Source organism: Pseudonocardia sp. Ae150A_Ps1, assembly GCF_001932315.1.
Taxonomy (GTDB): Bacteria; Actinomycetota; Actinomycetes; order Mycobacteriales; family Pseudonocardiaceae; genus Pseudonocardia.
Genome location: NZ_MCIJ01000001.1, coordinates 3,432,705 through 3,456,350 on the forward strand (window position 1 = coordinate 3,432,705; position 23,646 = coordinate 3,456,350).

At 74.2% G+C, this 23,646-nt stretch carries 17 protein-coding genes; 7 read left to right on the plus strand and 10 right to left on the minus strand.

Annotated features, from left to right (window positions below; all coding sequences use genetic code 11):
• Nucleotides 1-52: 52 nt before the first annotated feature.
• Nucleotides 53-2,095 (minus strand): Hsp70 family protein, encoded by a 2,043-nt coding sequence (locus Ae150APs1_RS34335; protein ID WP_075298613.1) that lies wholly within the window; start codon nt 2,093-2,095, stop codon nt 53-55.
• Nucleotides 2,096-2,371: 276 nt separating this feature from the next.
• Here Ae150APs1_RS34335 and Ae150APs1_RS16000 point away from each other — a divergent pair, with 276 nt between their 5' ends.
• From Ae150APs1_RS16000 to Ae150APs1_RS16015, 4 genes are all read left to right on the plus strand, one after another.
• Complete coding sequence (locus tag Ae150APs1_RS16000) at nt 2,372-3,202, plus strand: hypothetical protein (protein WP_075298615.1); 831 nt, start codon at nt 2,372-2,374, stop codon at nt 3,200-3,202.
• 114 nt (nt 3,203-3,316) lie between these two features.
• The gene (locus Ae150APs1_RS16005) at nt 3,317-4,129 is read left to right on the plus strand and encodes an IniB N-terminal domain-containing protein (RefSeq protein WP_010223740.1); all 813 of its coding nucleotides are present in this window, start codon (nt 3,317-3,319) and stop codon (nt 4,127-4,129) included.
• Nucleotides 4,130-4,314: 185 nt separating this feature from the next.
• Nucleotides 4,315-6,123 carry a dynamin family protein gene (locus Ae150APs1_RS16010; RefSeq protein ID WP_075298617.1) on the plus strand — a complete coding sequence of 603 codons (1,809 nt, stop codon included), beginning with the start codon at nt 4,315-4,317 and terminating at the stop codon, nt 6,121-6,123.
• Nucleotides 6,120-7,589: a dynamin family protein gene (locus Ae150APs1_RS16015; RefSeq protein WP_075298619.1), complete on the plus strand. Its 1,470-nt coding sequence runs from the start codon at nt 6,120-6,122 to the stop codon at nt 7,587-7,589. Before Ae150APs1_RS16010 ends, Ae150APs1_RS16015 begins: the two co-directional genes overlap by 4 nt.
• On the opposite strand, the gene Ae150APs1_RS32845 is transcribed toward Ae150APs1_RS16015, so the two are convergent.
• Nucleotides 7,586-10,276, minus strand: a complete 2,691-nt coding sequence (locus tag Ae150APs1_RS32845) for a LuxR C-terminal-related transcriptional regulator (protein WP_075298621.1) — start codon at nt 10,274-10,276, stop codon at nt 7,586-7,588. The genes Ae150APs1_RS16015 and Ae150APs1_RS32845 overlap by 4 nt on opposite strands.
• Nucleotides 10,277-10,368: 92 nt before the next feature.
• Between Ae150APs1_RS32845 and Ae150APs1_RS16025 the strand changes: the two genes are divergently transcribed.
• Nucleotides 10,369-11,004, plus strand: a complete 636-nt coding sequence (locus Ae150APs1_RS16025) for a 2-C-methyl-D-erythritol 4-phosphate cytidylyltransferase (RefSeq protein ID WP_010235791.1) — start codon at nt 10,369-10,371, stop codon at nt 11,002-11,004.
• Between the two features lie 10 nt (nt 11,005-11,014).
• Here Ae150APs1_RS16025 and Ae150APs1_RS16030 read toward each other — a convergent pair whose 3' ends face one another.
• On the minus strand, nt 11,015-12,640 hold the full coding sequence (locus Ae150APs1_RS16030; RefSeq protein ID WP_075298622.1) for a GMC oxidoreductase: 1,626 nt from the start codon (nt 12,638-12,640) through the stop codon (nt 11,015-11,017).
• Nucleotides 12,641-12,768: 128 nt separating this feature from the next.
• Between Ae150APs1_RS16030 and Ae150APs1_RS16035 the strand changes: the two genes are divergently transcribed.
• Nucleotides 12,769-13,341, plus strand: coding sequence for a TetR/AcrR family transcriptional regulator (locus Ae150APs1_RS16035; protein ID WP_075298623.1), 573 nt, complete (start codon nt 12,769-12,771; stop codon nt 13,339-13,341).
• Between the two features lie 12 nt (nt 13,342-13,353).
• Here Ae150APs1_RS16035 and Ae150APs1_RS16040 read toward each other — a convergent pair whose 3' ends face one another.
• The 3 genes from Ae150APs1_RS16040 to Ae150APs1_RS16050 are packed head-to-tail and all read right to left on the minus strand — an operon-like array spanning nt 13,354 to nt 15,865.
• On the minus strand, nt 13,354-14,562 hold the full coding sequence (locus tag Ae150APs1_RS16040; RefSeq protein WP_075298625.1) for a class I SAM-dependent methyltransferase: 1,209 nt from the start codon (nt 14,560-14,562) through the stop codon (nt 13,354-13,356).
• Between the two features lie 58 nt (nt 14,563-14,620).
• A complete protein-coding gene (locus Ae150APs1_RS16045; protein ID WP_349289908.1) occupies nt 14,621-15,571 on the minus strand; it encodes an N-acetylmuramoyl-L-alanine amidase in 951 nt (316 codons plus the stop codon).
• Complete coding sequence (locus Ae150APs1_RS16050; RefSeq protein WP_075298629.1) at nt 15,572-15,865, minus strand: hypothetical protein; 294 nt, start codon at nt 15,863-15,865, stop codon at nt 15,572-15,574.
• Between the two features lie 264 nt (nt 15,866-16,129).
• Here Ae150APs1_RS16050 and Ae150APs1_RS16055 point away from each other — a divergent pair, with 264 nt between their 5' ends.
• Complete coding sequence (locus tag Ae150APs1_RS16055) at nt 16,130-17,968, plus strand: acyl-CoA dehydrogenase (protein ID WP_010229621.1); 1,839 nt, start codon at nt 16,130-16,132, stop codon at nt 17,966-17,968.
• A gap of 67 nt (nt 17,969-18,035) precedes the next feature.
• Here the strand turns inward: Ae150APs1_RS16055 and Ae150APs1_RS16060 are convergent, their stop codons facing one another.
• The 4 genes from Ae150APs1_RS16060 to Ae150APs1_RS16075 all read right to left on the minus strand — a co-directional run bounded on the left by Ae150APs1_RS16060 (nt 18,036) and on the right by Ae150APs1_RS16075 (nt 23,068).
• Nucleotides 18,036-18,461: a CBS domain-containing protein gene (locus Ae150APs1_RS16060; RefSeq protein ID WP_010229623.1), complete on the minus strand. Its 426-nt coding sequence runs from the start codon at nt 18,459-18,461 to the stop codon at nt 18,036-18,038.
• 94 nt (nt 18,462-18,555) lie between these two features.
• On the minus strand, nt 18,556-21,282 hold the full coding sequence (locus Ae150APs1_RS16065; RefSeq protein ID WP_170918096.1) for a VanW family protein: 2,727 nt from the start codon (nt 21,280-21,282) through the stop codon (nt 18,556-18,558).
• A 73-nt stretch (nt 21,283-21,355) separates the two neighbouring features.
• Nucleotides 21,356-21,679, minus strand: a complete 324-nt coding sequence (locus Ae150APs1_RS16070; protein WP_010236182.1) for a co-chaperone GroES — start codon at nt 21,677-21,679, stop codon at nt 21,356-21,358.
• 198 nt (nt 21,680-21,877) lie between these two features.
• Nucleotides 21,878-23,068: an ATP-binding protein gene (locus Ae150APs1_RS16075; protein ID WP_075298631.1), complete on the minus strand. Its 1,191-nt coding sequence runs from the start codon at nt 23,066-23,068 to the stop codon at nt 21,878-21,880.
• Between the last annotated feature and the right edge of the window lie 578 nt (nt 23,069-23,646).

The following is a 23,646-nucleotide window of genomic DNA, read 5'->3' on the forward strand; positions in this document are numbered from 1 at the left end:
CGGGGTGGGGGTCACTCGCCGCTGTCACCGCAGCGCAGTGGGTGATCGGGGGTCACGCGGGAGCACCCGCGGGCGTCGCCGCCGGAGGCACCGGGGTGGTGGTGCCGGTCGCCGGTGGCGGGGTGGTCGGGCCCGGGTCGGTCCCACCCTCGGTGGGCAGAGGCGTCACCGGGGTGACCGGGGTGGTCGGCGCAGGGCTCGCGGGAGTGCCGGTCGACGGACCGGCCGGCACGGGCACGGGCGCCGGGGCGGGCGCGGGTACCGCGGCCGCCGGCGGCGGGACGACCGGAGCGGGCACCCCCGGCCGGGCCGGTGCCGCTGCGGCGGGTGCACCCGCCGTGCCCCGGGCGGTGTTCGCCGCGGGCTTCCCGGCCTGCGCCGCGGCCGTCGCGACCGCGGTCCCCGGGGACGCGGTCCCCGGTGCCGCTGCGGGCCCCGCGGCGGCCGGTGCCCCCGGGACGACGGGCGCCGGGGCGGCGGGCGCGGAGGTGGTGTCCGGCAGCGTCGGGGCCGCACTGAGCTCCCCGAACGACGGCTGGGTCGGCCAGAACAGGATCGCGCCGGCCACCGCGGCGATCCCGGCCAGCCCACCGGCCCCGATCAGGATCCGCTGCCGGAGCTGCGACCGGGCGGCCACGGCACGGTCGGCGTCCCGGGTGACCAGGGTGTCCGGCGCGGGCCGCTCCGGCGCCGCGAGCCGGTCGAGGGCCGGCGCGACCCCCGTGACCGGCGCGGCCGCGGTGCGCAGCGACGGGCGGACCGGGGCCGCCGGGAGGGTGGCCCGCCCGTCCGGCTGCGCGGCGCCGCGGCGGGCGGGGACCGCGGGCAGCGGCCCGGTCGCGGCGTCCAGGAGACCGACGGCCGTTCCCCCGTCCCGCTCGGCCACCGTCTCCGTACGGACGCCGGGCGGGGCCCACGGCGAGGCGGTCGCCGCCTCGCACGCCGCGGGGACGCCACCCGCACCGACCGGTACGGCACGCTCGGGTCCCCGCGGCGCCGGGATCCGGGACGTCGTCGGACCGGCCGCGGGGACGGGGGCGATCCGGACACCCGGCCACGACGTCCCCGCACCCGGTGCCACGGCGAGAGCCGCACCCCGTGCGGCCCCGTGCACCGGGTCCGCGGCGACCGCCAGCGGACGGCCGAGCGCGGCCGAGAGCACCTGGACCGCGACCGGCATCCGGGCGGCACCACCGGCGAGCAGCACCTCAGCGTCCGGGGCGGCGGCGAGCGCCGCCTCCACGGGCCAGGCGAGCGGCTCGACCAGCGGCCGGGCGAGCTCGTCGAGGTCGGAGCGGTGGATCCGGACCGAGGTCCGCACCCCCGGCAGGTCCACGCCGACGGTCGCGACGGTGTCGCGGGAGAGCAGTTCCTTGGCGGCCCGGCAGTCGTCGCGGAGCGCGGTCAGGGCGGCCAGCACCCGCGGGTCGTCGGTGTCGAGGGCGTCGAACGCGGCCGCGAGGTCCGGGGTGGCGCACCGGACGAAGGCGAACACGGCGTCGTCGACGTCGGCGCCACCGGTCCGGCACGCCTCGGTCCGCCCGGAGACGGCGGGGAGCACGCCGGGCCCGGCGGGGGCGAGCACGGTCGCGGTCGACCCGTTCCCGCCCAGGTCGACGACGGCGAGCGGCCGGTCGCCCGGCGCGCCGTCATGGTGGGCGAGCGCCACCGCCTGCGGTGCGGCGACCAGGGACACGGTGAGGCCGTGCCGGTCGAGCGCGGCGGCGAGCAGGTCGCGCTTGTGCCGGCCCCAGGACACCGGGTGGGTCACCCCGATCCGGGACGGCGCCCCGCCGTGCCGGGCGCCGATCTCGTCGACAAGGAAGCGGACCAGGCGGGCGCAGAGGTCCTCGGCGCGGTACGGGACACCGCCGAGCGACAGGGGGGTCGGGTCGCCGACCCGCTCGAGGAAACCGCGGGCGACCCGGTCCGGGTCGGCGGCGGCGCGGCGGCGTGCGGGCTCGCCGCAGAGGAGGTCACCGGCCGGGGTCGCGACGAGGACGGCGGGCAGCGCACGGGTGTCGCAGGCGCTGCCGTGCAGCACCGCGGCGGTCACCACGGTGGCGCCCAGGTCGATCCCGAGCAGGTAGGACATGTCCCTTCCCCTCGTCGGCGCCGAATCCCCCGACCCGCCGCATCCGGTGGCGCGCGACGCCGCAGGCGTCGGCCCCTTCCCGAGACCCATCGATCGCTGCCGCCCCGGCGTTAGCCCGTGCGGCGCAGCAATTCGCAGAGGGGGAGCGATCCCCTAGGGGCCCCCATCGGGACCCGGAACGATCCCCGATGGCCGTCGCGTCCGGTCTGCCTAGCTTTCTCGTCAACACCGGCCGACGCCCTCGAGCCGGTAACCACCGAAGCCCCGGAGGCGACCATGGCCGACCACGCCCACGACGTGACCCTGATCGAGTTCGTCCGCATGCTCCTGGGCCTCGGCCCGGACAAGGACGAGAACATCCAGCTCCGGGACTGGTTCAAGGACGACCCGCAGGCCGCGCTCGAGCACTACGGCCTGGGCGACCTGACCGCCGAGGACGTCCGCGACGCCGTCCTGATCGCCCAGGACAACGACACCGTCTCCTTCGACCGCAACTACGACACCGGTTTCGACTGGGACGGCGGCAAGGGCGGCTGGAAGTGGGACGGCGGCAAGGAGGGCGGCCACCACCACGCCGCCGGCGAGAAGGTCCACGTCACGGACAACTTCTACGCGTACGACGTGGACGACCGCGACACCATCGTCGACAACTCGGTCAACCAGAACATCGACACCGGCGGCGGCGACTTCCGCCAGTCGATCGAGACCAACTCGGTGACCGCTTCCGGCGACGGCGCGGTGGCCGCCGGCCGCGACATCGACGGCTCCACGACCACGACCGGCAACGGCAACGTGGTGGGCGACGGCAACGACGTGGTCAAGGGCGACGGCAACACCATCGCGTTCGGTTCCGGCGACGCCACCAGCACCGGCGACGTCAAGGCCGACGACGGCTCCGCCGTCTCCATCGGTGGCAACGCCTCCGGCTCGCACGACGCCACGAACTCGTTCAACGAGACCACCACGACCACGACGAACGAGACCTCGATCGACGGCTCGTACAACCAGGACTTCAGCCAGGACAACGACTCGCGCTTCGAGGACAACAGCGAGACCCACACCCACGTGGGCTCGCACAACTCGATCGACCTCGGCGTCGAGGCCTGATCCGGCCCACCCGCCCGGTGAGCGGGCCGGTTCCCGACACCGGCCCGCTCACCTCCCCCCTTCCGAACCTCCGTCGCGCGCCCGAGCGCGACGACACCTTCCGAGGAGCGCGTGATGTCCGCTGAGAAGTCGCTGATCCAGTTCATCCTGGACCTGCTGAAGGACCCGAAGCTGCTGGCCGAGTTCAAGGACGACCCGCAGGGCCTGCTCGCCCAGTGCGGCCTGTCCGAGGTCTCCGCCGACGACGTGCGGGACGCGATCGTCCTGGCCCAGGACAACGACGACGTGTCGTTCGACCGCAGCTACAACACCGGTGGCTCCGGCCACTCCGGCGGCGGCCACCACACCCCGCCGCCCCCGCCGGTCGAGCACGGCGAGGACCCGGTCAAGTACCTCGACAAGTACGTGACCAACAACCACTACACCTACAACGTCGACGACCGCGACACCATCGTCGACAACTCGATCAACCAGAACATCGACACCGGCGGCGGCGACTTCCGCCAGGACATCGAGACCAACTCGGTCGTCGCATCCGGTGACGGTTCGGTCGCGGCCGGCCGGGACATCTCCGACTCCACCATCACCACCGGCGACGACAACGTCGTCGGCGACGGCAACAACGTGGTGAAGGGCGACGACAACACGATCGCCTTCGGCGACGGCGACGCCACCACGGTCGGCGACGTCTCCGCCGACGACGGCTCGGCCGTCGCGGTCGGTGGCAACGCCTCCGGCTCGCACGACGCCACCGGCTCGTTCAACGAGACCGAGACGAACACCAGCACCTCGACCGACGTCTCGGACTCCTACAACCAGGACTTCAGCCAGGACAACGACACGTCGGTCGTCGACAACAGCGAGACCCACAACGACCTGCTGTCGCACAACGACGTGAACGCGAACCTGGCGGTCGACATCCTCTGATCCCTTCTTCGGGATAGGATGTCGCACCTGCTCTCCGGAGCAGTGCGCTGGGCCGCACGGCCCATCGGCCCTGGTCACCCCCACGTGGGTGACCAGGGCCGATGGCGTTCGTGTATCCATGACAGGAACGTGACGAGCGGTACCCGGACCGCTCCGGAGCACGAGCATGTGGGGGGCGTCGGCACGTGGCGGTACCGGAGGCGGTCGGCCTCGTCGACCTGGCCCTGAAAGCGGTCTCCGCCTACGACCGCCCCGATCTCACGCCTCGGCTGACCCAGGCCAAGACCCGGCTGACCGACCCCGCGGTGCGGGTGCTCGTCGTCGGCGAGTTCAAGCAGGGCAAGAGCCAGCTGGTGAACGCGCTGGTCAACGCGACCGTCTGCCCGGTCGACGACGACATCGCGACCGCCGTCCCCACGCTGGTCCGGTTCGGTGAGGACACCACCGTCACCCTGGTCCGTGAGGAGGCGGGCGATGAGCGGGCCGAGCGCACGCCCGTCCCGCTGGAGCAGCTGGCCGACCACGTCTCCGAGGGCGGCAACCCCGGCAACCGGTCCGGTCTCACCCGCGCCGAGGTCACCCTGCCGCGAAAGCTGCTGCAGAGCGGGCTCGTCCTCGTCGACACCCCCGGCGTCGGCGGGCTGGGCTCCGCGCACGGGGCGGCGACGATGTCGGCGCTGCCGACCGCGGACGCCGTCCTGCTCGTCTCCGACGCCAGCCAGGAGTACACCTCGCCGGAGATCGACTTCCTGCAGGCCGCCCGCAAGCTGTGCCCGAACGTCGCGTGCGTGGTCACCAAGACCGACCTCTACCCGCACTGGCGGCGGATCGTGGAGCTCGACGAGGGCCACCTGCGGAACGCCCGGATCGAGGCCGATCTGCTGCCGGTGTCGTCGGCGCTGCGGCTGCACGCGGCCCGTACCCAGGACCTCGACCTGATCGCCGAGTCCGGCTTCCAGGCGCTGGTGAGCTTCCTGCTGCGCAAGGTCGTGTCCCGGGCCGACGACCTGAGCCGCCGCTCGACCAGCCAGGACGTGCTCGTCACCTGCCAGTCGCTCGAGTCGAGCATGCGCGCCGAGCTGATGTCGCAGAACGCCCCGGAGAAGGCGGGTGCGCTGGCGAAGGACCTCGAGGCGGCCCGGTCCCGGGTCGACGCGCTGCGGCAGCGGTCGGCGCGCTGGCAGACCAGCCTGAACGACGGCGTCGCCGACCTGATCGCCGACATCGAGTACGACCTGCGGGACCGGCTCCGCGCCGTGTCCCGCGACGCCGAGCAGCTGCTGGAGGACGCCGACCCGGCGGACATCTGGGAGCAGTTCGCGGAGTGGTTCCACAAGCAGGTCTCGCACGCCGTCGCGCAGAACTTCGTGTGGACCACCGAACGGGCCCGCTGGCTGGCCGAGCAGGTCGCCGACCACTTCGCCGAGGACATCGACGTCCAGCTGCCCGATCTCCGGATCGCGGGCGGCGCGGTCGCCGGGAAGGTCGACGCGCTGGAGCTGCCGGCGAGCGAGAACTTCGGCCCCGGCCAGAAGCTGTTCGTCGGGATGCGCGGCGGCTACGGCGGCCTGCTGATGCTCGGCCTGGCGTCGACGTTCGCCGGGTTCGCGCTGCTCAACCCGCTGTCCATCGGCGCCGGGCTGCTCTTCGGCGCCAAGACCGTCCGGGACGAGAAGAAGCGGCTCGTGCAGCGCAGGCAGGCCGACTCCAAGAACGCCGTCCGCCGGCACATCGACGAGGTCACGTTCCAGGTCGGGAAGGACTCCCGGGACAACCTGCGCCAGATCCAGCGCGAGCTCCGCGACCACTTCACGGTGCTCGCCGAGGAGCTCTCGGAGTCCCTCAAGGAGTCGGTCACGGCCGCCCAGACCGCCATGAAGGACGACAAGGAGCGGCAGAAGCGGGTCGCCGACCTGGAGGCCGAGCTGGAGCGGGTCGGCGGGCTCGCCGAGCGGGCCCGCTCGCTCGCCGCGACCGTGGAGGCGTCGTCGTGAGCGCGCTGACCGACCAGACCCGCGCGCTGCTGCGGAACACCCTCGACGTCTACGGCGACTCGCCGCAGGCCGCGGGATGGCTGCGGCACCACCTGGAGCGGTTCGACGAGCCGCTGCGCGTCGCGATCGCCGGCAAGGTGAAGGCGGGCAAGTCGACGCTGCTCAACGCGCTGGTCGGGGAGCGGATCGCCACCACCGACGCGGGCGAGTGCACCCGGATCGTCACCTGGTACGCCGACGCCGCCGCCCCCGGCGTCCGGATGCGGCCCCGCGGCGGAGGCCCGGAGCGCCCGCTCACCCTGTCCCGCCGGGACGGCGCGCTGCGGATCGACCTCCAGGGCACACCGGTCGAGAACGTGGACCGGCTGCTCGTCGACTGGCCGTCGCAGCACCTGCGGCGCACCAACCTGATCGACACCCCGGGGATCGCGTCGCTGTCGTCGGACATCTCGGCCCGGGCCGGCGAGTTCCTCACCCCGGAGGACGCGCCGTCCCCGGCCGACGCCGTCGTCTACCTGATGCGCCACCTGCACGCCGGTGACGTGCGGTTCCTGGAGGCGTTCCACGACCGCGGCGTCGCCCGCGCGACGCCGGTCAACACGATCGCCGTGCTGTCCCGGGCCGACGAGATCGGCGTCGGGCGGCTCGACGCGCTCACCTCGGCGCGCCGGATCGCGCGCCGCTACCGCGGCGACGACAAGCTGCGCGGCCTGTGCCAGACCGTCGTCGCCGTCGCCGGGCTGGTCGCCGAGACGGCCCGGACCATGCGGCAAGACGAGTTCGTCGCGCTCTCCGAGCTGGCCGCGCTGCCGCGGGCCGACGTCGAGGCGCTGCTGCTCTCGGCGGACCGGTTCGGGCGCACCGAGCTCGACCGGCCCGACTCCGCCACCCGGGTCCGGCTGCTCGAACGGTTCGGCCTGTTCGGGGTGCGGCTGGCGAGCACGCTGATCCGCCAGGGGGTGAAGGACCCCTCCGCGCTGGCCGACGACCTCGTCCGCCGCTCCGGCCTGGACGAGCTGCGCCGGGTGCTGGACACCCAGTTCTCCGAGCGGCGGGACCTGCTCAAGTCCCGGTCGGCGCTGCTGGCCGTGGATCTCGTGCTGACCCGCGAGCCGCGACCCGCCACGGCCGCGCTGCGCGCCGAGGTGGAGCGGATCCTCGCGGGGGCGCACGAGTTCGTCGAGCTGCGGGCGCTGTCCGACCTGCGCGCCGGGAAGATCGTCTTTCCGGCGGAGGCACTCGCCGACGCCGAGCGTCTGCTCGGTGGCGACGGCGGGTCCGCGGTCGCCCGGCTCGGTCTCGACGACGGCGCGGGCCCGCGCGACGTCCGCGACGCCGCCGCCGACGCGCTGCGCCGCTGGCGCAGGCGCGCCGAGAGCCCGCTGACCGGGCGGGCGTCGGCGGAGGCGGCCCGGATCGTGGTGCGCAGCTGCGAGGGCCTGCTCGCGGCCCCGGTGCACCACTAGCCTCGGCGGTCCTCGAGGATCCGGCGGAGTCCGTCCAGCAGCTCGCTGCGGCTGCCGGCGCCGAGGCGCTGCCGGATCCGCGCGACGTGGTGCTCGACGGTCTTCGCCGAGATGAAGAGCGCCTCGCCGATCTCCTTCTGGGTGCGGCCCTGGACGACGAGCTCGCCGACCTCCAGCTCCCGCTCGGACAGCAGCGACGGCGGCTCCGCGCTCCCGTTGCCGCCCGGTTCCCCGGTGCCGCCCGTCCCGTTCCCCGGTGTGGCGGGGGAGGGCGCGGCGGGCTCGCTCCCCCGTGGCACGGACGGCGCCGCGGTGCCGCCCGGCCCGGCGGGGACGGGTTCCGCGCGACCGGCGTCCTCGGCGGGGGCGGCCCGCACGTCCGCTCCGGCCGCCTGCAGCGCCCGTGCACAGGCCAGCAGCGCGGACACGGCACGCCGGTCGTCGGTGCGCAGCGCCGCCTGCCCGGCGAGCCTGCCGCCGTCGAACGACAGGCCGACCGCGTGCAGCCCGCGGGCCGCCTCCTCGACGGCCGCCGCGTCGATCCGGTTCTCCAGCACCCCGACCCAGTGCGGCGCCGCGGCGGCCATGGCGTGGGCGAACCGGCTTCCACCCGCCTCCCGCTCGAGGGCCTCGGTGTGGGCCCGGGCGGTGTCGACGTCGTCGACCATGACGGCCGCCTGCAGCTGCGCCCAGTGCAGCGGTGCCCCCCACAGCGCGGGACGCCCGAGCCGGTCCAGCAGCGCGGTCGCCTCGTCGAGGTGCGGGCGGACCCAGCTCTCCTCGCGCAGCCGGGTCGCCGCGGTGACCAGCTCGCCGAGCGGCTGCAGGACGAACAGGTCCACCGGGTGCCGCACGATCGCCTGCCTGGCCCGGGTCCAGGACCGCATGAGCGCGCCGACGTCGGAGTTGCGGCGGGCGATCGCGACCTGCAGCGACGCGGCCAGGAACTCGTCGCGCGGCTCCAGCGGGCGGTCACCGCTCGCGGTGTCGACGGCCGCGAGCCGCTCGGCCGCCGGCCCCGTCGCCCCGCGCAGCAACGCGATCCAGCCCAGCAGCAGCCGGTGCCGCGGCCGGGCCGGGGCGCCGCCGAGCCCGGTGCGCAGGGCACGGTCCAGCACCGAGGACGCGACGTCGAACTCACCGGTGTGCACCGCGACCAGCGCGGCGAGCGCGGCCGGGGTGTCGGGCAGCAGCGCCGCACCGTGCGCGCTCTCCAGCAACCCTGCGGCACGCGCCAGACCGGACAGCGCCGCCGTCGGGGAACCCTGGACCGAGTCGAGCATGCCGCGGGCGGTGAGGTCGTCGGCCCCGTCGACGAGGGTCGGAGCCCGGCCCGGGACGAACCCGCCCGCGCCGTCGACGACCTCGCGGGCCTCGGCCAGCGCGCCGGTCCCGATCAGGACCGGGACGGCCGCGGCGGGCATGCCCTCACCGGCCACCGCCGCCGTCCACCGGTAGAGCTCCGCGCTGCGGGCGAGCAGGCCGCGGCGCGCGAGCACCGCGGCGGCCACCGACCCGGCACGGACGGCGTCGTCGGGCTCGACGGCGTCGGTCGCGGAGAGCACGGCGTCGGCGTGACCGAGCGCCCCGTCGAGGTCCCCGGCGACCAGGTGCGACGCCGCCCGGTGGGCGGCCACGGCCAGCGGCGGGGTCCCGGCGGCGACGGCCTCGGCGTAGAACCGGACGGCGTCGGGGTGCTCGGAGCGGGCGGCCTCGGCCGCCGCGGCGGCGAACACCGCGGCCGCCCGGTCGCCGGTCGCACCCGAGCCGCGCAGCATCCGGGCGACGGCGAGCACGCTCCCCCCGCGATCGAGCTCGATCTCGGCCAGCGAGCGCCGCAGCTCGGTGCGCCGGGCGGGCGCGACCCGTCCCCGCACCACCTCGCCGACGAGCGGGACCACCCGGCCGTCGGGGGTGCACAGGCCGGCCGCGGCGGCGCGCTGCACCAGCTCGTCGAGCTCGTCGATGCCCGACCCGGCGGCGTCGGCGAGGCCCAGCAGCGGCACCAGCACCTCGCTGTCGGACGGCGCGCCGAGCGCGGTCGCGGTCACGAGGTCGACGACACGCGGGTCCTCGGCGTCGACGACGTAGCCGATCTGCTCGGCCAGCCCGGCCGGCACCGCACCGATCGTCGCGCCGGAGGCCAGCAGCCGGTCCACCAGCATCGGCGAGCCCGCGGTGCGCTCCAGGACGGCGCGGACCGTCTCGTCGGTGATCCGTTCCCCGGTGACCCGCACCGCGCGCGCGGCGACCCCGGCGGCGTCGAGGGAGCCCAGCACCAGCGGCGGGGCACCGGCGGCGAGGACGGCGCCGAGCCGGGCCAGCGCCCGCCCGCGCGGCCAGGGCCGGAACGCGACCAGCATCCGTGCCCCGGGGCGCCCTGCCAGCTCACGCAGCGCGCCCAGCTCGCCGTCGCCGAGCTCGTGCGCATCGTCGACGACGACCACCGCCGACGGGTCGGGCGCACCGCCGGGCACCCCCTCGACGACGTCCGCACCGGCGTCGGCCCAGGTCCGGGCGAGCGCGCGGAGCACGGTGGACTTGCCCGACCCGGCCGGCCCGCCGACGGCGACGGTGCGCGGGGCGGACGGGTCATCGGCCACCGCGCGGACGAGCGCGATCGACACCGGGCCACCGGCGAGCGGGCCGGTTCCCGGTGCGGTCCCGGTCGGTGCCGCTGTGCTCACGCAACCTCCTCGCCCGTCCCCCGATCGGGGAGTGGCCGAGGTTATCGGGTGCGGCCGCGGGAGACCTGTGGGGTCCGGGCAGGATCACCCCTGTGGTCGACGAGGTGTGGGCGATCGTGCTGGCCGGTGGCAGCGGGACCCGCTACGGGCGGCTGAAACAGCTCGAGGAGCTGGCCGGGCTCCGGCTGGTCGACCACACGGTCGCCGCCGCACGGCGCACCTGCGACCGGGTCGCGCTCGTGCTGCCGCCCGGGGTCGTGTGGGACGGCGAGCCCGTCGACCTGCTCGCCGTCGGCGGGGACCACCAGTCGGCATCGCTGCGCAACGCGCTGGCCGTGGTGCCGGACTCGGCGTCGGTGCTGGTGCTGGCCGACCCGGCGCACCCGCTCGCCGCGGACCGGCTGTTCACCGACGCCGTCGCCGAGGTGCGGGCCGGTGCCGACGGTGCGGTGCCGGTGATCCCGATGCTGGAGGTCGTGCAGCGGGTGGAGGACGGCGTGGTGGTGGAGACGCTGCCCAAGAAGGACACCTGGCTGGCGCAGTCGCCCCAGGCGTTCCGGGCGGACGTGCTGCGGGCCGCGCACGCCGACGCGCCCCGCCCGGTGGAGAACTCGGGCATGCTCGCCGCGCTCGGACACCGGGTGGTGACGGTCGCGGGGGACCCGGGGAACCTGCACGTCGCGACGGAGGAGGACCTGGCCGTCGTGCGCCGGCTGGCGGCGCCGTGAGGCCGGTGTCCTAGAAGACCGTGCCGGCGTCGGCGGCCACCAGCTCGTCGGTGGCGCGCTCGACGACGGCGGCGATCGTCATCGACGGGTTGCAGGCCGCGGTCGTCCCGGGCATCAGCGATCCGTCGAGGACGTAGAGACCGCGCTGCCCGTACACCCTGCCGGCGGCGTCGCACACCGTGCCGATGCACGCACCGCCCAGCGGGTGCCAGGTGGTGGGGACGACGTAGGTGGTGTCGAGGAGGACCCCGCCGGGACCGATGATCCGGTTCATCCGCTCGTGGATGCGGCGGGTCAGTGCCGCGTCGCCGTCCGGGGGCCAGTGCAGGACGGCCTCCCCGCGGACCGGGTCCCACCGGTAGCGGCCGCGGCCCTCGCTGACCCCGTAGCCCACGGTCATCGTGGTGCGCAGGTCCGGCAACGGCGGCAGGGATGCCTGGATGACGGTGTTCGCCGTCGCCGGGTCGGACCAGTCCTTGCTGCCGTAGACGACCGGTCCGCCCTGCGGCGATCCGAAGTCGTCGGTGAGCGAGGTCCAGGTACAGATCCGGTCGCCGTTGGTGCCCCAGTTCTCACCGAGGGCGTCCGGGAGATCCGGGATCGTCCCCTGCTCGCGGGCCCGCAGCAACAGCCGGTTGGTGTTGGCGGTGCCCGCGGCGAGCACGAGCGCGGTCGTGGTGAGGATCTTCCTCTCCAGGACGGTGCCGTCGGCCGCGATCCGGTCGACGTGGACCTCGTAGCGGCCGTCCGCGGTCCGGGCCACGTCGGTGACCTGGTGCTGCGGGGCGACGGTGACGAGGCCGGTCGCCTCGGCCGCAGCCAGGTAGGTGACGTCGACCGAGTGCTTGCCGCCGTTGTTGACACCGAATGCGCAGTCGCCGTTGGTGTACGACGGCGCCATCTCGCCGCGCAGCTCGCGCAGTGCGAAGTCCCAGTCGATGGGCATCGGGATCTTCTCGACGTCGTACCCGGCAGCCTCGGCGTTGTGGCAGAAGGCGCGGGCGGCGGCGTAGGTGGGGCTCTCGACCAGCTCGTCCGGTGCGGTGGCCAGCCGGAGCATCCGCGCGACCCGCGGGTAGTGCTCGCGCGCGAGCAGGCCGTAGTCCAGATCGGACGGCATCGTCGTCTCGAACAGCTCCCGGGTCGGCTGCAGCGACATGCCCTGGTAGAGCAGCGACCCGCCGCCGACCCCGGCGGCGCAGAACGTGTCCATGCCGACGCCGGAGACCCGTTCCAGGACACCGACGTAGCGGCCCAGCGCCCCCAGCGGGGTGCCCCGGCCGAGGCCGCCGAGCAGCAGCGACAGCGGTGTCGTCTGCTCGTCGAGCGGGTCGGTGACCGACCCCATCCAGATCATCCGCTCGTCGGGGGTGCGGGTCGGGCGGGGGAACGTGTCGGCGTCGGGGCCGGTCGGCCAGCGACGGCCGCGCTCGAGCACCGTCACCGGGATGCCCGCCTCGGCGAACCGCAGGGCGGTCACCCCGCCGCCGAACCCGGAGCCGACCACGACGACCCGGTGCTCTTCGCGACGGACGGGCACACGACCGGGAGCGGCGGCCGCGGCGCCGGCCCCCAGCAGGCCGAGCCCGGTGGCGGCGGCCCCGGCAAGTACCGACCGGCGGCTGATCGCCTGCATCCGGCTCTCCCCTCGTCGGGATCGGACAGCTGAATGGACACCTGTCCACTCAGCGGCGCACGTTAACCCATCAGGGTGCTACCCCAGGTAACGGGGTCGTCTCTCGGTCGACCGTCTACCCTCGCCCCGTGGAGATCTCCCGGCGCAGCGAGGTCACCCCGGCCACCCGGGACGGCCTGCTGGCGGCCGGCGCCGCCGAGCTGGCGGAGAACGGGTCGGGGACCCTCACCGTCCGCCGCGTCGCCCGACGGGCCGGAGTCTCCCCGGCGACGGCCTACAAGGTCTTCGCATCGAAGGAGCACCTGCTGTCCGCGGTGTTCCTGACCCACCTCCGGGCAGCACCGGACGAGGACCCCACCGGCCCCGGCGCGCCGGTGGAGGAGCGGCTGGCCCGGTTCGTCGACGACCTGGTCGCCGGGCTCGCCGGTGGGACGGCCCTGGACACCGCACTCCGCGCCGTCTTCCTGGGCCGGGACCCGGACGTGCGCCGGGTCAGGAACTCGGTGGTGGAGGACTTCGAGCTGCGCTTCGACCGGGCCTGCGGCGACGACCTGACCGGCGACGCACGCCGCGCGGCCCGGCTGCTGTTCTCGGGAGCGATGGTGCTGGCCGGGACGGGGATCGAGCCGGCGGATCGCATGCGGGAAGACCTGGTCCGTGCAGTCCGTGTCCTGCGGGCGGAGGCCCGCCGGGACGGCTGACGGCGCACCGGGTCAGACCGCCAGCAGCTCCGTCGATCCCAGGCCCAGCTCGTCCAGGGTGGACCGCACCTCTCCGATGTAGACCGGGTTCATCAGCAGCACCGACCGCGGCGGTGCGTCGAGGAGGTCCTTCGGCGCGCGGATCGGCAGCCCGAGACCGCCCATGTAGTGCCCCTGGAGCCCCGGGTTGATGTCGACGACCGCCTGCACCGCCCCCGGCGCCGGGCCGTCCACACCGGACAGGCCGCTGTCGCCCTCGACGACGTTGAGGAAGGTCAGGCCCTTCGCCCCGCCACCCCACACGACGACCTCGTCCCCGGCCGCGGCGCGCTCGCCCAGCCAGACCCGCCACCGCCCGACCTGTTCCCGGACCCGGGTGGCGAAGGCGTGGCAGGCGTCGTGCAGCGCCTCGCGCAGGTGCGGCTCCAGCTCCGGTGTGCCCGGCGTGCCGTCGGGCCCTGCCTCGGCGACGACGTACTGGTCGGCGTAGGTCAGCCGGACGGCCGGGTCGGAGAATCCCGCCCCGGTCAGGAAGGTGCGCATGGTCGCCGGGGTGAAGTAGGAGCAGTGCTCGTACTGCAGGTCCCAGAACGCGCCCTCGTCGAGGATCCGGCCGAGATCCGGGACCTCGGCCAGCAGCGCCCGCCCGCCGCCCCGGACGAGACCCGCGCGCAGTTCGGCACCGAACGCGGCCAGCGCCGGGATGTGCTCGAGCGTGTGCCGGCAGACCAGTGCGGCCGTACCCGGCTCCACCTGGTCCCTGGCGAACTCGGCGGGGAGCGCGGTCAGCCGCCCCGCCAGCTCGGCACGGACCCGTGCCGGGGCGAAGTGCGGGTCGATCCCCGTGACCCGGCCGACGCCCGCGCCGACCAGCTCGGCGGCGAAGTCGCCGGAACCGCACCCGACCTCGACGACGTGCTCGCCCGCCAGCCCGAACCGGGACACCCAGTCCGCGGTGATCTCGGCGGCGTACGCGGCGAACCGGGGGGAGTGGTGCTGGGACTCCTCGTGGTCGCCGGTGTAGTCGAGCAGGCCGGCGTCGAAGTCGCGGTTGAAGACCGTGCCGCAGCGCTCGCACAGCACCAGGACCTGGTCTCCGACGCTCACCGACCGGGCCGACGCCGGATCGGGGAGCACCGCCGTGCCGTGCACCGGCAGGCCGGTCACCGAGAAGAACGGGTCGGCGGCGGGGGCGTCGCAGGCGGGACAGCGGTTCAGCACCCGGGGAGACTAGCGAGCCCGCGTCACCCGTCCGAGCGGGTGGGCGGCTCCCGCCCGGTCAGCGGTCGGCGACGCCCGACGGGTCCTGCGCCACCGGGACGGGCGCCCCGCCGGTGCCGAGCAGCTTCTGCCAGACCGGGTGGTCGACGACGTCCGGCACGCTCTCCACCTTCCGGTGCCGGGCCAGCAGCTCGACCGCACGCGCCGCGTCACCCTCCGAGCCCGCCCGCACGGTGCGTGCCAGCTCCGGCCAGGACTCGCCGCCGAGCAGCCCGTTGGCGTCCTCGGCGCGGTGCAGGACCTGGAACTCGGTGACGGCACCGAGCGTGCGGTCGTCGTAGCGGCCGTCCGGATCGCCGCGCAGCGTCCCGGCGTCGCGGAGCAGCAGCTGTGCCGCCTCGACCAGCGGCCCGGAGTCGCCCTCGCGCAGCAACGGCCAGGTCGCCTTGGTCGCCTCGGTGCGCGACAGCCGTCGTCCGAGCAGTCCGGCGACCTCGTTCCGCAGCCGCGGCAGCATCCCGTAGAGGCGATCGCCGGGGCAGATCGTGTTGCGGTAGTCGCGGTGCCCGTAGAGCTCGCTGGGGGCGATGCCGTACCGCGAGCAGATGTAGGCACACGTCGCGCGCAGCGAGTTCCACAGCGGCGCGGGCGGATCGACGCCGATGTAGGTGCCCTCGTTCTCGATCCCGATCGCGATGATGTTCTGCCCCGGCGAGTGCGCGCCCTCGACGACCCGGCGGCCGCCGTTGAGCTCGCCGAGGCTGTAGAGCCTGCCCTCGAGGACGTGCCCGCCCCGGGAGATCGTGAAGTGCTGGCCCGAGTCCAGCCAGCCGTTGCGGTCCATGTGGAAGGCCTGGATCCCGCGTGCCATCCGGTGCGCCGCCGGGACGCTGAAGTCCGGCGTGTTCGCGCCGGCCGTGTGGTGCACCAGGATCCGGATCGGGCGCCGGTCCCAGATCTTCGGCGGCGACGACGGCCGGCGGGCACCCCACTCCGAGCAGCGGGCGATTTAGGGCGCGCGGACCGCCTCGGCGAGCGCACCGGCGCCGGCCGCGGGGCCCGGCATCCCGGCCGGGCCCGGCACCCGGGTCGACGACGGCGGGGGGACCGGCGACGGCGGCTCGGCCGCGTGCGCACGGCCCCCGAAGGCGGGCACGACGAGCCCGGCACCCGCGGCCGCGCCGGCGACCAGCAGCCCGCGCCGGCTCGTCCGCCGGCGGCCCGTGGCGGCGTCCGCGGCGCCGGGACCGTCCGGCCCGGCGGGCACCGGCCCGGGGCCGGCGTGCTCGTCGGGTTCGCCCATCGCCGTCCGCCCTTCCGGCGGCACCGCACGATCCGGTGCCGGTTCGAGTCCCACGTGCCACGCACACCTCGTGCGTCTCACGGGTGATTGTCGACCAGTAGTCCGAAATTCTGCGGCGGACGCGCCGGTCGTCCTGTCACCCGGCCATGTCGCGTCGCCGTGCGGAGAGCCCGGCCTTGCCTCGGTTACCGGTGAGTAATACTCTGGAGTCGGTTACTGGCCGGTAAGGGAATCGGCCCTGGCAGGAACGGCGGTGAAGGACAGATGGGCCACTACAAGAGCAACGTGCGCGACCTGGAGTTCAACCTCTTCGAGGTCTTCCGGATCCAGGACCACCTGGGGACCGGGCCGTTCTCCGACGTCGACGTCGACACCGCCAAGGGCGTGCTGTCCGAGCTGTCCACCGTCTGCACCGGCCCGCTCGCCGAGCACTACGCCACCATCGACCGCAACCCGCCGGTCTACGACCCGAAGACCTTCTCGGTCACCACCCCGCAGGAGCTCAAGGACGCCTACAAGGTCCTCTGGGACGGCGAGTGGTGGCGTCTCGGCGTGCCGAACGAGCTGGGCGGCATGGGCATCCCGCCCTCCGTGCAGTGGGCCGCGGCCGAGATGATGCTCGGCGCCAACCCGGCCGTCTTCATGTACATGGCCGGCCCGAACTTCGCCGGGATCCTGCACAAGAACGGCAACGACGAGCAGCGCCGCTGGGCCGAGATCATGGTCGAGCGCGGCTGGGGCGCCACGATGGTGCTCACCGAGCCGGACGCGGGCTCCGACGTCGGTGCCGGCCGCACGAAGGCCGTCCAGCAGGACGACGGCACCTGGCACATCGAGGGCGTGAAGCGCTTCATCACCTCGGCCGAGCAGGACTTCACCGAGAACATCATGCACCTGGTGCTGGCCCGCCCCGAGGGCGCGAAGCAGGGCACCAAGGGCCTGTCGCTGTTCCTGGTCCCGAAGTTCCACTTCGACACGCAGACCGGCGAGTCGGGCGAGCGCAACGGCGCCTTCGTCACGAACGTCGAGCACAAGATGGGCCTCAAGGCCTCCACGACCTGCGAGCTGACCTTCGGCGCGCACGGCACCCCGGCGGTCGGCTGGCTGCTCGGCGACGTGCACGACGGCATCGCCCAGATGTTCCAGGTCATCGAGTACGCCCGGATGATGGTCGGCACCAAGGCGATCGGCACGCTGTCCGCCGGTTACCTCACCGCGCTGGAGTTCGCCAAGGAGCGGGTCCAGGGCGCCGACCTGACGCAGATGACGGACAAGACCGCGCCGCGCGTCACGATCACCCACCACCCGGACGTGCGCCGCAGCCTCATGCTGCAGAAGGCCTACGCCGAGGGGATGCGCGCGGTGTACACCTACACCGCCACCTTCCAGGACCGGATCCGCCTCGGCGACGAGGGCGGTGGCGTCAGCACCGAGCTCGCCGAGAAGGTCAACGACCTGCTGCTGCCGATCGTCAAGGGTGTCGGCTCGGAGCGGGCCACCGAGCAGCTCGTGCAGTCGCTGCAGACCCTCGGCGGCTCCGGCTTCCTGCAGGACTACGCGATCGAGCAGTACATCCGCGACGCGAAGATCGACTCGCTGTACGAGGGCACGACCGCGATCCAGTCCCAGGACTTCCTGTTCCGCAAGATCGTCCGGGACAACGGCCAGGCACTCGCGCACGTCGCAGGCGAGGTGCAGGCGTTCATCGACTCCGACGCGGGCAACGGCCGGCTGAAGGAGGAGCGTGAGCTGCTGCGGACCGCACTCACCGACGTGCAGGGGATGCTCGGCTCACTGACCGGGTACCTGTACGCCTCCGCGGAGGACGTGAAGAACCTCTACAAGGTCGGGCAGCACACCGTCCGGCTGCTGATGGCGGTCGGCGACCTGCTCGTCGGCTGGCTGCTGCTGCGCCAGGCGTCGGTCGCGCTCGAGGCGCTCGGGACCGACGGCGTCTCCGCCAAGGACCGCGCGTTCTACGAGGGCAAGGCCGGGGTCGCGTCGTTCTTCGCGAAGACCGTCCTGCCGCGGCTCACCTCGGACAAGGCGATCGTCGAGGGCGCCGACAACGCGCTGATGGAGCTGGACGAGGCGGCGTTCTAGTCGCACGGGAGACGGAAGGGCCCCGGACGCGGACTCCCCGCCCGGGGCCCTTTCTTCTGCCCGGTACCTACTGGGCGATATAGCTCTCGAGCTGCTCTCGCTCCTGCTCCAGCATGTCGATCCGGGCCTTGACCAGGTCACCGATGGACACGATCCCGGACAGCACACCGTCCACGACGACCGGCAGGTGCCGGACCCGCCGCTCCGTCATGATCTTCGCGAGATCACCGACGCCGTCGTCCGGCGAGCAGGTGACGACCTCCGCCGTCATGATCTCGGAGACCCGGGCGTTCAGCATCGCCCCGCCCTGCTGGTGCAGGCGGCGGACCACGTCCCGCTCCGAGACGATGCCGACGATCCGTTCACCGTCGACGACCGGCAGCGCGCCGAGGTTCCCCTCGGTGATGAAGCGCAGCACCTCGGTGACCGCCTCGTCCGGTGACACCGTCGTCACCGCACTGCCCTTGCCCTTCAGAACGTCCGCGATCCGCATGGCGTACCCCGATCCCTCGCGTCGCTGCGTCGGAGAGATCAGGGTACGAACATGACGTGGGTCTCGTCAGCCTCTGGCGGAGATCGTCACCGGATCAGCCGCCGCACTGCACGATCGGCTGAGGGTTGTACTTGACCGTCCGGGTCTCGCTCTGGGTCTCCCCGCTCTGGACGTTGCGCATCGTCCGGGTGTCCGTCGCGGTGAAGCCCGGGGAGCCCTTGCTGGCGCTGCACGGCTGCCCCGGCGGGATGGTGACGAGCTGCGGCTCCGTGGGGTTGGTCCGGGGACCGGTCTCGGAGGTCACGTCGTACATCTTCTGGCCGAGGAACGTCACGGTGACGTTGCTGGGCGTCCAGGCCGTCTTGATCAGCACGGCCGTCGGGCCCTCGTTGCGGAACTTGACGTCGATCAGGTTGTCGAAGACCGTCGCCTCGCGGGCCACCGGGTAGCGGCTGATGTAGTAGCTGTGCTCCTTGTGCTCGACGTCGGTCATGCCGGCGAAGTACGACGCGTTGTACAGCGTCGTCGCGAGCTGGGAGACACCGCCGCCGACGCCGCGCGCCGGATGGCCATCCTCGATGATCCCGGCCTCGACGTAGCCGTTGGACGCGTTCCGCGGGTTGGTCACCCCGTTCAGGCTGAACGTCTCGCCGGGCTGGACGATCTGGCCGTCGATCATCTCGGCGGCCCGCCGGATGTTCTGACCCGAGTCCGCGGCGAACCCGCCGGTGGTGAAGGTGCTGATCTCTCCGGCGTTGCCGAGCGACTCCAGGTCCGCGGTGGTGATCTCGGCAGGCTTCTGGGCGTAGACCGCCGCGACCTGGCGCGGGCCCTCCCCGGTCAGGATCGGGAGGACGCTAGTGAACGTCGCGTCGTAGTCGATCCCGCGGCCGTCCTGCGAGGGGATGACCCGCGGCGGGTTCGCGGCGAAGTCCAGCTGGGCGTCGACACCGGGCTTCTCGGTGCTCGCGAGCTGCGGCTTGGCCGAGTCCTCGAGCGTCTTGTTCGCGATGACCGGCTTCAGCTTCGCGGCGCCCTCCGGGTCCGCGGTGAAGCTCAGCGCCTTGGCGATGTCCTCCGGCGGGACCGTCGCGTTCGCACCCTCGCCGGTGATCGTCAGCGGGCCGGACACCGCGGGCCTCGCGACCTCGTCGATGGCCTGCTGCACGTCGGCCGGGGTGGTCTCCGGCTGCTCGATGATCAGCGGGAGCTGCACCGGCTGCCCGGACGCCCACTGCTGCTCGACGACCCCGACGGCCGCGTCCACGTCCAGCTGCTGGCCGGGCTCCGGCGCGACCGGGGTGGGCTCCACGCCCTGCCACTCGATCGAGCCCTCCTTCGGCTCCTTGAGCGCCAGCGGCGCCATCTGCTCGAGCGCGGTGCGCACGGCGCGGTCGTCGGCGGAGTTGACGATCTCGACGTCGCGCGTCGTGAAGAACGACGAGATCCGGGTGATCGGGTTCAGCGGCTGCTGGCCGGCCTCGTCCAGGGTGCGCGCGTAGTCGACCTGCAGGCCGGCGGCCTTCGGGTCGATCTCGCTCCGGATCTCACCGGCCTGCACCGGGACCGGCGCCGACGAACGCGGCTCGATCGCGGCCTGCAGCTTCTCGGTGGCGGCCGAACGGGACAGCCCGCCGATCTCCTGACCGGCGACGACGACGCCGCGCGGCACGCTCCCGGAGGAGAACACGAGGTCACCGACGTAGCCGAGGGCCAGCACACCGAGCACCGCCGCGGCGACGATCAGCCCGGTCGGGCGCGTGCGGCCGGAGCCGCCGTCGCCGTCACCGGAACCGCCGTCACCCTGGCCACCGCCCGCACCGGGGTCGTCGGGGCCGCCCGGGCCACCGGGGCCGGGGGCGCCCGCGGCACCGCCGAAGACGGCCGTCCCGGCCGTCTGGATCCGCTCGGTGCGCTCGCCGGGGTCGCCCGCTCCGGCCTGCGCGGCCGCGACCCGGGGCATGACCTGGGTGTTCTGTTCGCTCAGCGGGGCGACGCGGACCGTGTCCTCGGCCGAACCGTTCGTCGCCGCGCCGGGGGCCTGCGGAGGGGCGCCGGCCACGGTGGGCTGCTCCGCGCCCGGTCCGGCGGGCGTGCGGGTCGTGTCCGCGCCGGCCGCGGCCGCGGCGGCGCCCGCTCCTGCGGCAGCACCTGCTCCCGCGACTCCCGCTCCGGTGGCTCCTGCTCCCGCGGCGCCGGGCGCCGCGGCCGGTGCGGTCGGTGCAGCCGGTGCGATCGGTGTGGCCGGTGCAGCCGGTGCGACCGGTGTGGCCGGTGCAGCCGGTGCAGCCGGTGCAGCCGGTGCGACCGGTGTGGTCGGTGCGACCGGTGTGGTCGGTGCGACCGGTGTGGTCGGTGCGACCGGGCCGGGGGACGGGCGGGACGTCGGCGTGGGACGGGTGGCGCCGTCGCCCTGGGGGGCGCCCTCGGCGCCGCCGGGCCGGCCCGCACCCGGCTGCGAGGCCGTGGGGGTGACGGCATCCGCGACCGGCGCCGCTCCTCCGGCGCGTGCGGCCGGATCGGCCTCCGGGTCGACCGCCTGACCGGCGACCGAGCGGGCGGCGGGCGAGGCGGGCGGTGCACCGTCGGCGGCCGCGGCGGGGTCCGCCGGACGCGGCGACGGGGACGGGCGCGCGGCACCGGCGTCGTTCGTGGCCTGCGGGCCGGGCGAGGGACGACGGTCGGGCATCACCGGGCGGACCGGCTCTCCCGTGGCGGCGGGGGCCTCACCGGCCGTGCCGCGGTCTCCCGTTCCCGCTTCCGGTGCGGGGGTCACCGGCTGGTCGGCGGCCTCTCCGGGCGGGGACTGACGCTCGGGCATGACCTGGGACTTCCTTTCCGCACTGCCGTCGTACCGGGCCACGCCGCACCCTCGGGAGGGCGACGTGCAGGAGTCAGAGGTAGAGACCGGTTCCGTGCTCGGCGGACGCCTCGGAGGCGACCGCGTGCAGGTCCCGCTCGCGCATCACCAGGTGTCCGACCCCGCCGACCTCGACCTCGTACTGGTCCTCGGGCGCGAGGAGGACACGATCACCCGGCTTCACCGTGCGCACGTGCTGACCCACCCCCACGACCTCTCCCCAGACAAGACGCTTGGCGACCTGTGCGGTTGCCGGGATGACGATTCCGGCCGAGCTCCGTCGCTCACCGGCGCCCTCGATCTTCTTGATCATGACCCGGTCATGGAGCATCTGGATCTCGAGTTTGGGCTCGACCACCCGGCCGATGCTACGGCCCGGCGCCGACGCGCCCGGCAGCGCCCGGGGGTCGTGACGACCGGTCCCGAACGTGGAACGCCCCGCGGCGCGACCGAGTCGGGGGTCCGGTGGCGCCGCGGGGCTCATCAGAGATTTCGCGACCACACGCCGTCCTGTTACACCGCAACTTGTTTTCACTCGTCCGGAGTAGTCGGGGGGTCAGGCGTTGGCGAGCAGGTAGCGCCCGAAGTGCGGCACGGTGAAGGCGATCTGCCCGCGCTGGGCGGAGAAGACGAGGCCCTTCTTCAGGAGGCTGTCCCGCGACGGCGAGAGCGACGACGCCCGCCGGTCGAGGTGCTTCGCCACGCCGGCCGTGTCGACGGGCAGGTCCTCGCCGTCGGTCAGCTCCGCCATCGCGCGCAGGTACTCGCGCTCGGCGGGGGTGGCGCGCTCGAAACGGGACCCGAAGAACCCGACGGCGAGCTCGGCCTCCGCCTCCGGCGCCGCCATCGCGATGTCGCGGGGACCGATCGGGCTCGTCGGGGCCGCGTCCCAGGCCGCCTTGCCGTAGGCCTGCACGAAGTAGGGGTAGCCGCCCGACCGCTGGTAGAGATCGTCGAGGGCGTCCTGGTCGAACGTCGCGTCCTCCCGCTCGGCGGGTGCGAGCAGCGCGAAGTCGGCGTCCTTGCGATCCAGCCGGTCGATCCGCGAGTACTTGAACAGCCGCTCGGAGTACGACTTCGACGCCGACAGCACCGCGGGCAGGTGCGGGAGCCCGGCGCCGACGACCACCAGCGGGACCCGCGACTGGGACAGCTCGTGGCAGGCGGCGCAGAGCGCGGAGACGTCGTCCGGCCGCAGGTCCTGCATCTCGTCGATGAGCAGGGCGATGCCGGAACCGACGTCCTGCGCCAGCTCGGCGACCTCGGTGAACAGCTCGACGAGATCGATCTCGACGTCCCCGGAGTCGGCCCGCCCGTTGCGCACCGGGACGTCGATGCCCGGCTGCCAGCGGTCGCGCAGCTTCGTGCCCTCGGGCGACGACCGCAGCGCGAACGCCTTGAGCACGCCGAGCACCTCGTCGATCCGCTCCGGGGCGCGGTGCCGGACCGCGAGGTCGCGGATCGCGCGGTGCAGGGCGGCGGAGAGCGGACGGCGCAGGTCGGCGTCCGGCCGGGCCTCGATCTTCCCGGCGCCCCACCCGGCGTGCATCGCCATCGAGCGGAGCTCGCCGAGCAGCACCGTCTTCCCGACGCCGCGCAGGCCGGTGAGCACCAGGCTCCGCTCCGGACGGCCCCGCGCGACCCGCTCGAGGACGATCTCGAAGGCGTCCACCTCGCGGTCCCGTCCGGCCAGCTCGGGCGGGCGCTGCCCGGCCCCGGGGGCGAACGGGTTGCGCACCGGATCCATGGACCGACGGTATCCGGCGGTCTTCCGGATTCCGTAGACGGCGACGACGGGCGCACGGCGTGTCGCCCCGATCCACCCGGCCGGCCCAGTGCCGGACGGGACCGCGCCGCCTTTCGACGGCGCCTCTTCTGCGAATTCGCTTCCCCGGGCAGCGATTCCACGGAAAGGGTCACCACCCGGCCCGGCCGCCACCGTCCGCACTGTTCACGGAACGTGACTGCTCACCGCGCCGGTCCCGGTTCCGGGGACCCCGGCCCGGCGATCCGGGAACGGTCGGTGCGTACCCGCGGGGTGAATCACATCGCTGTCGTCACGATCCGGTGGCCTCGGCCGGTGAGCCTTCCGTGACCTGCGACGACCGGCGACACTTCACATCGGGACGATCCGGTCGCCCCGCCCTGCCCCGGAAGGAAGTGCCGTGAACCGACGTCGTGGACGGCACCGCGCCACCGAGACGCACCACTCCACACTGCGGATGCGCCCGATCACTCAGCGTTCGACGACCCAGCGTCGCCGACCGCTGGACGGGCTGCGCAGTCTCCTCGCCGGAGCCCGGCCCGGCTGGTGATCGTCGGCGG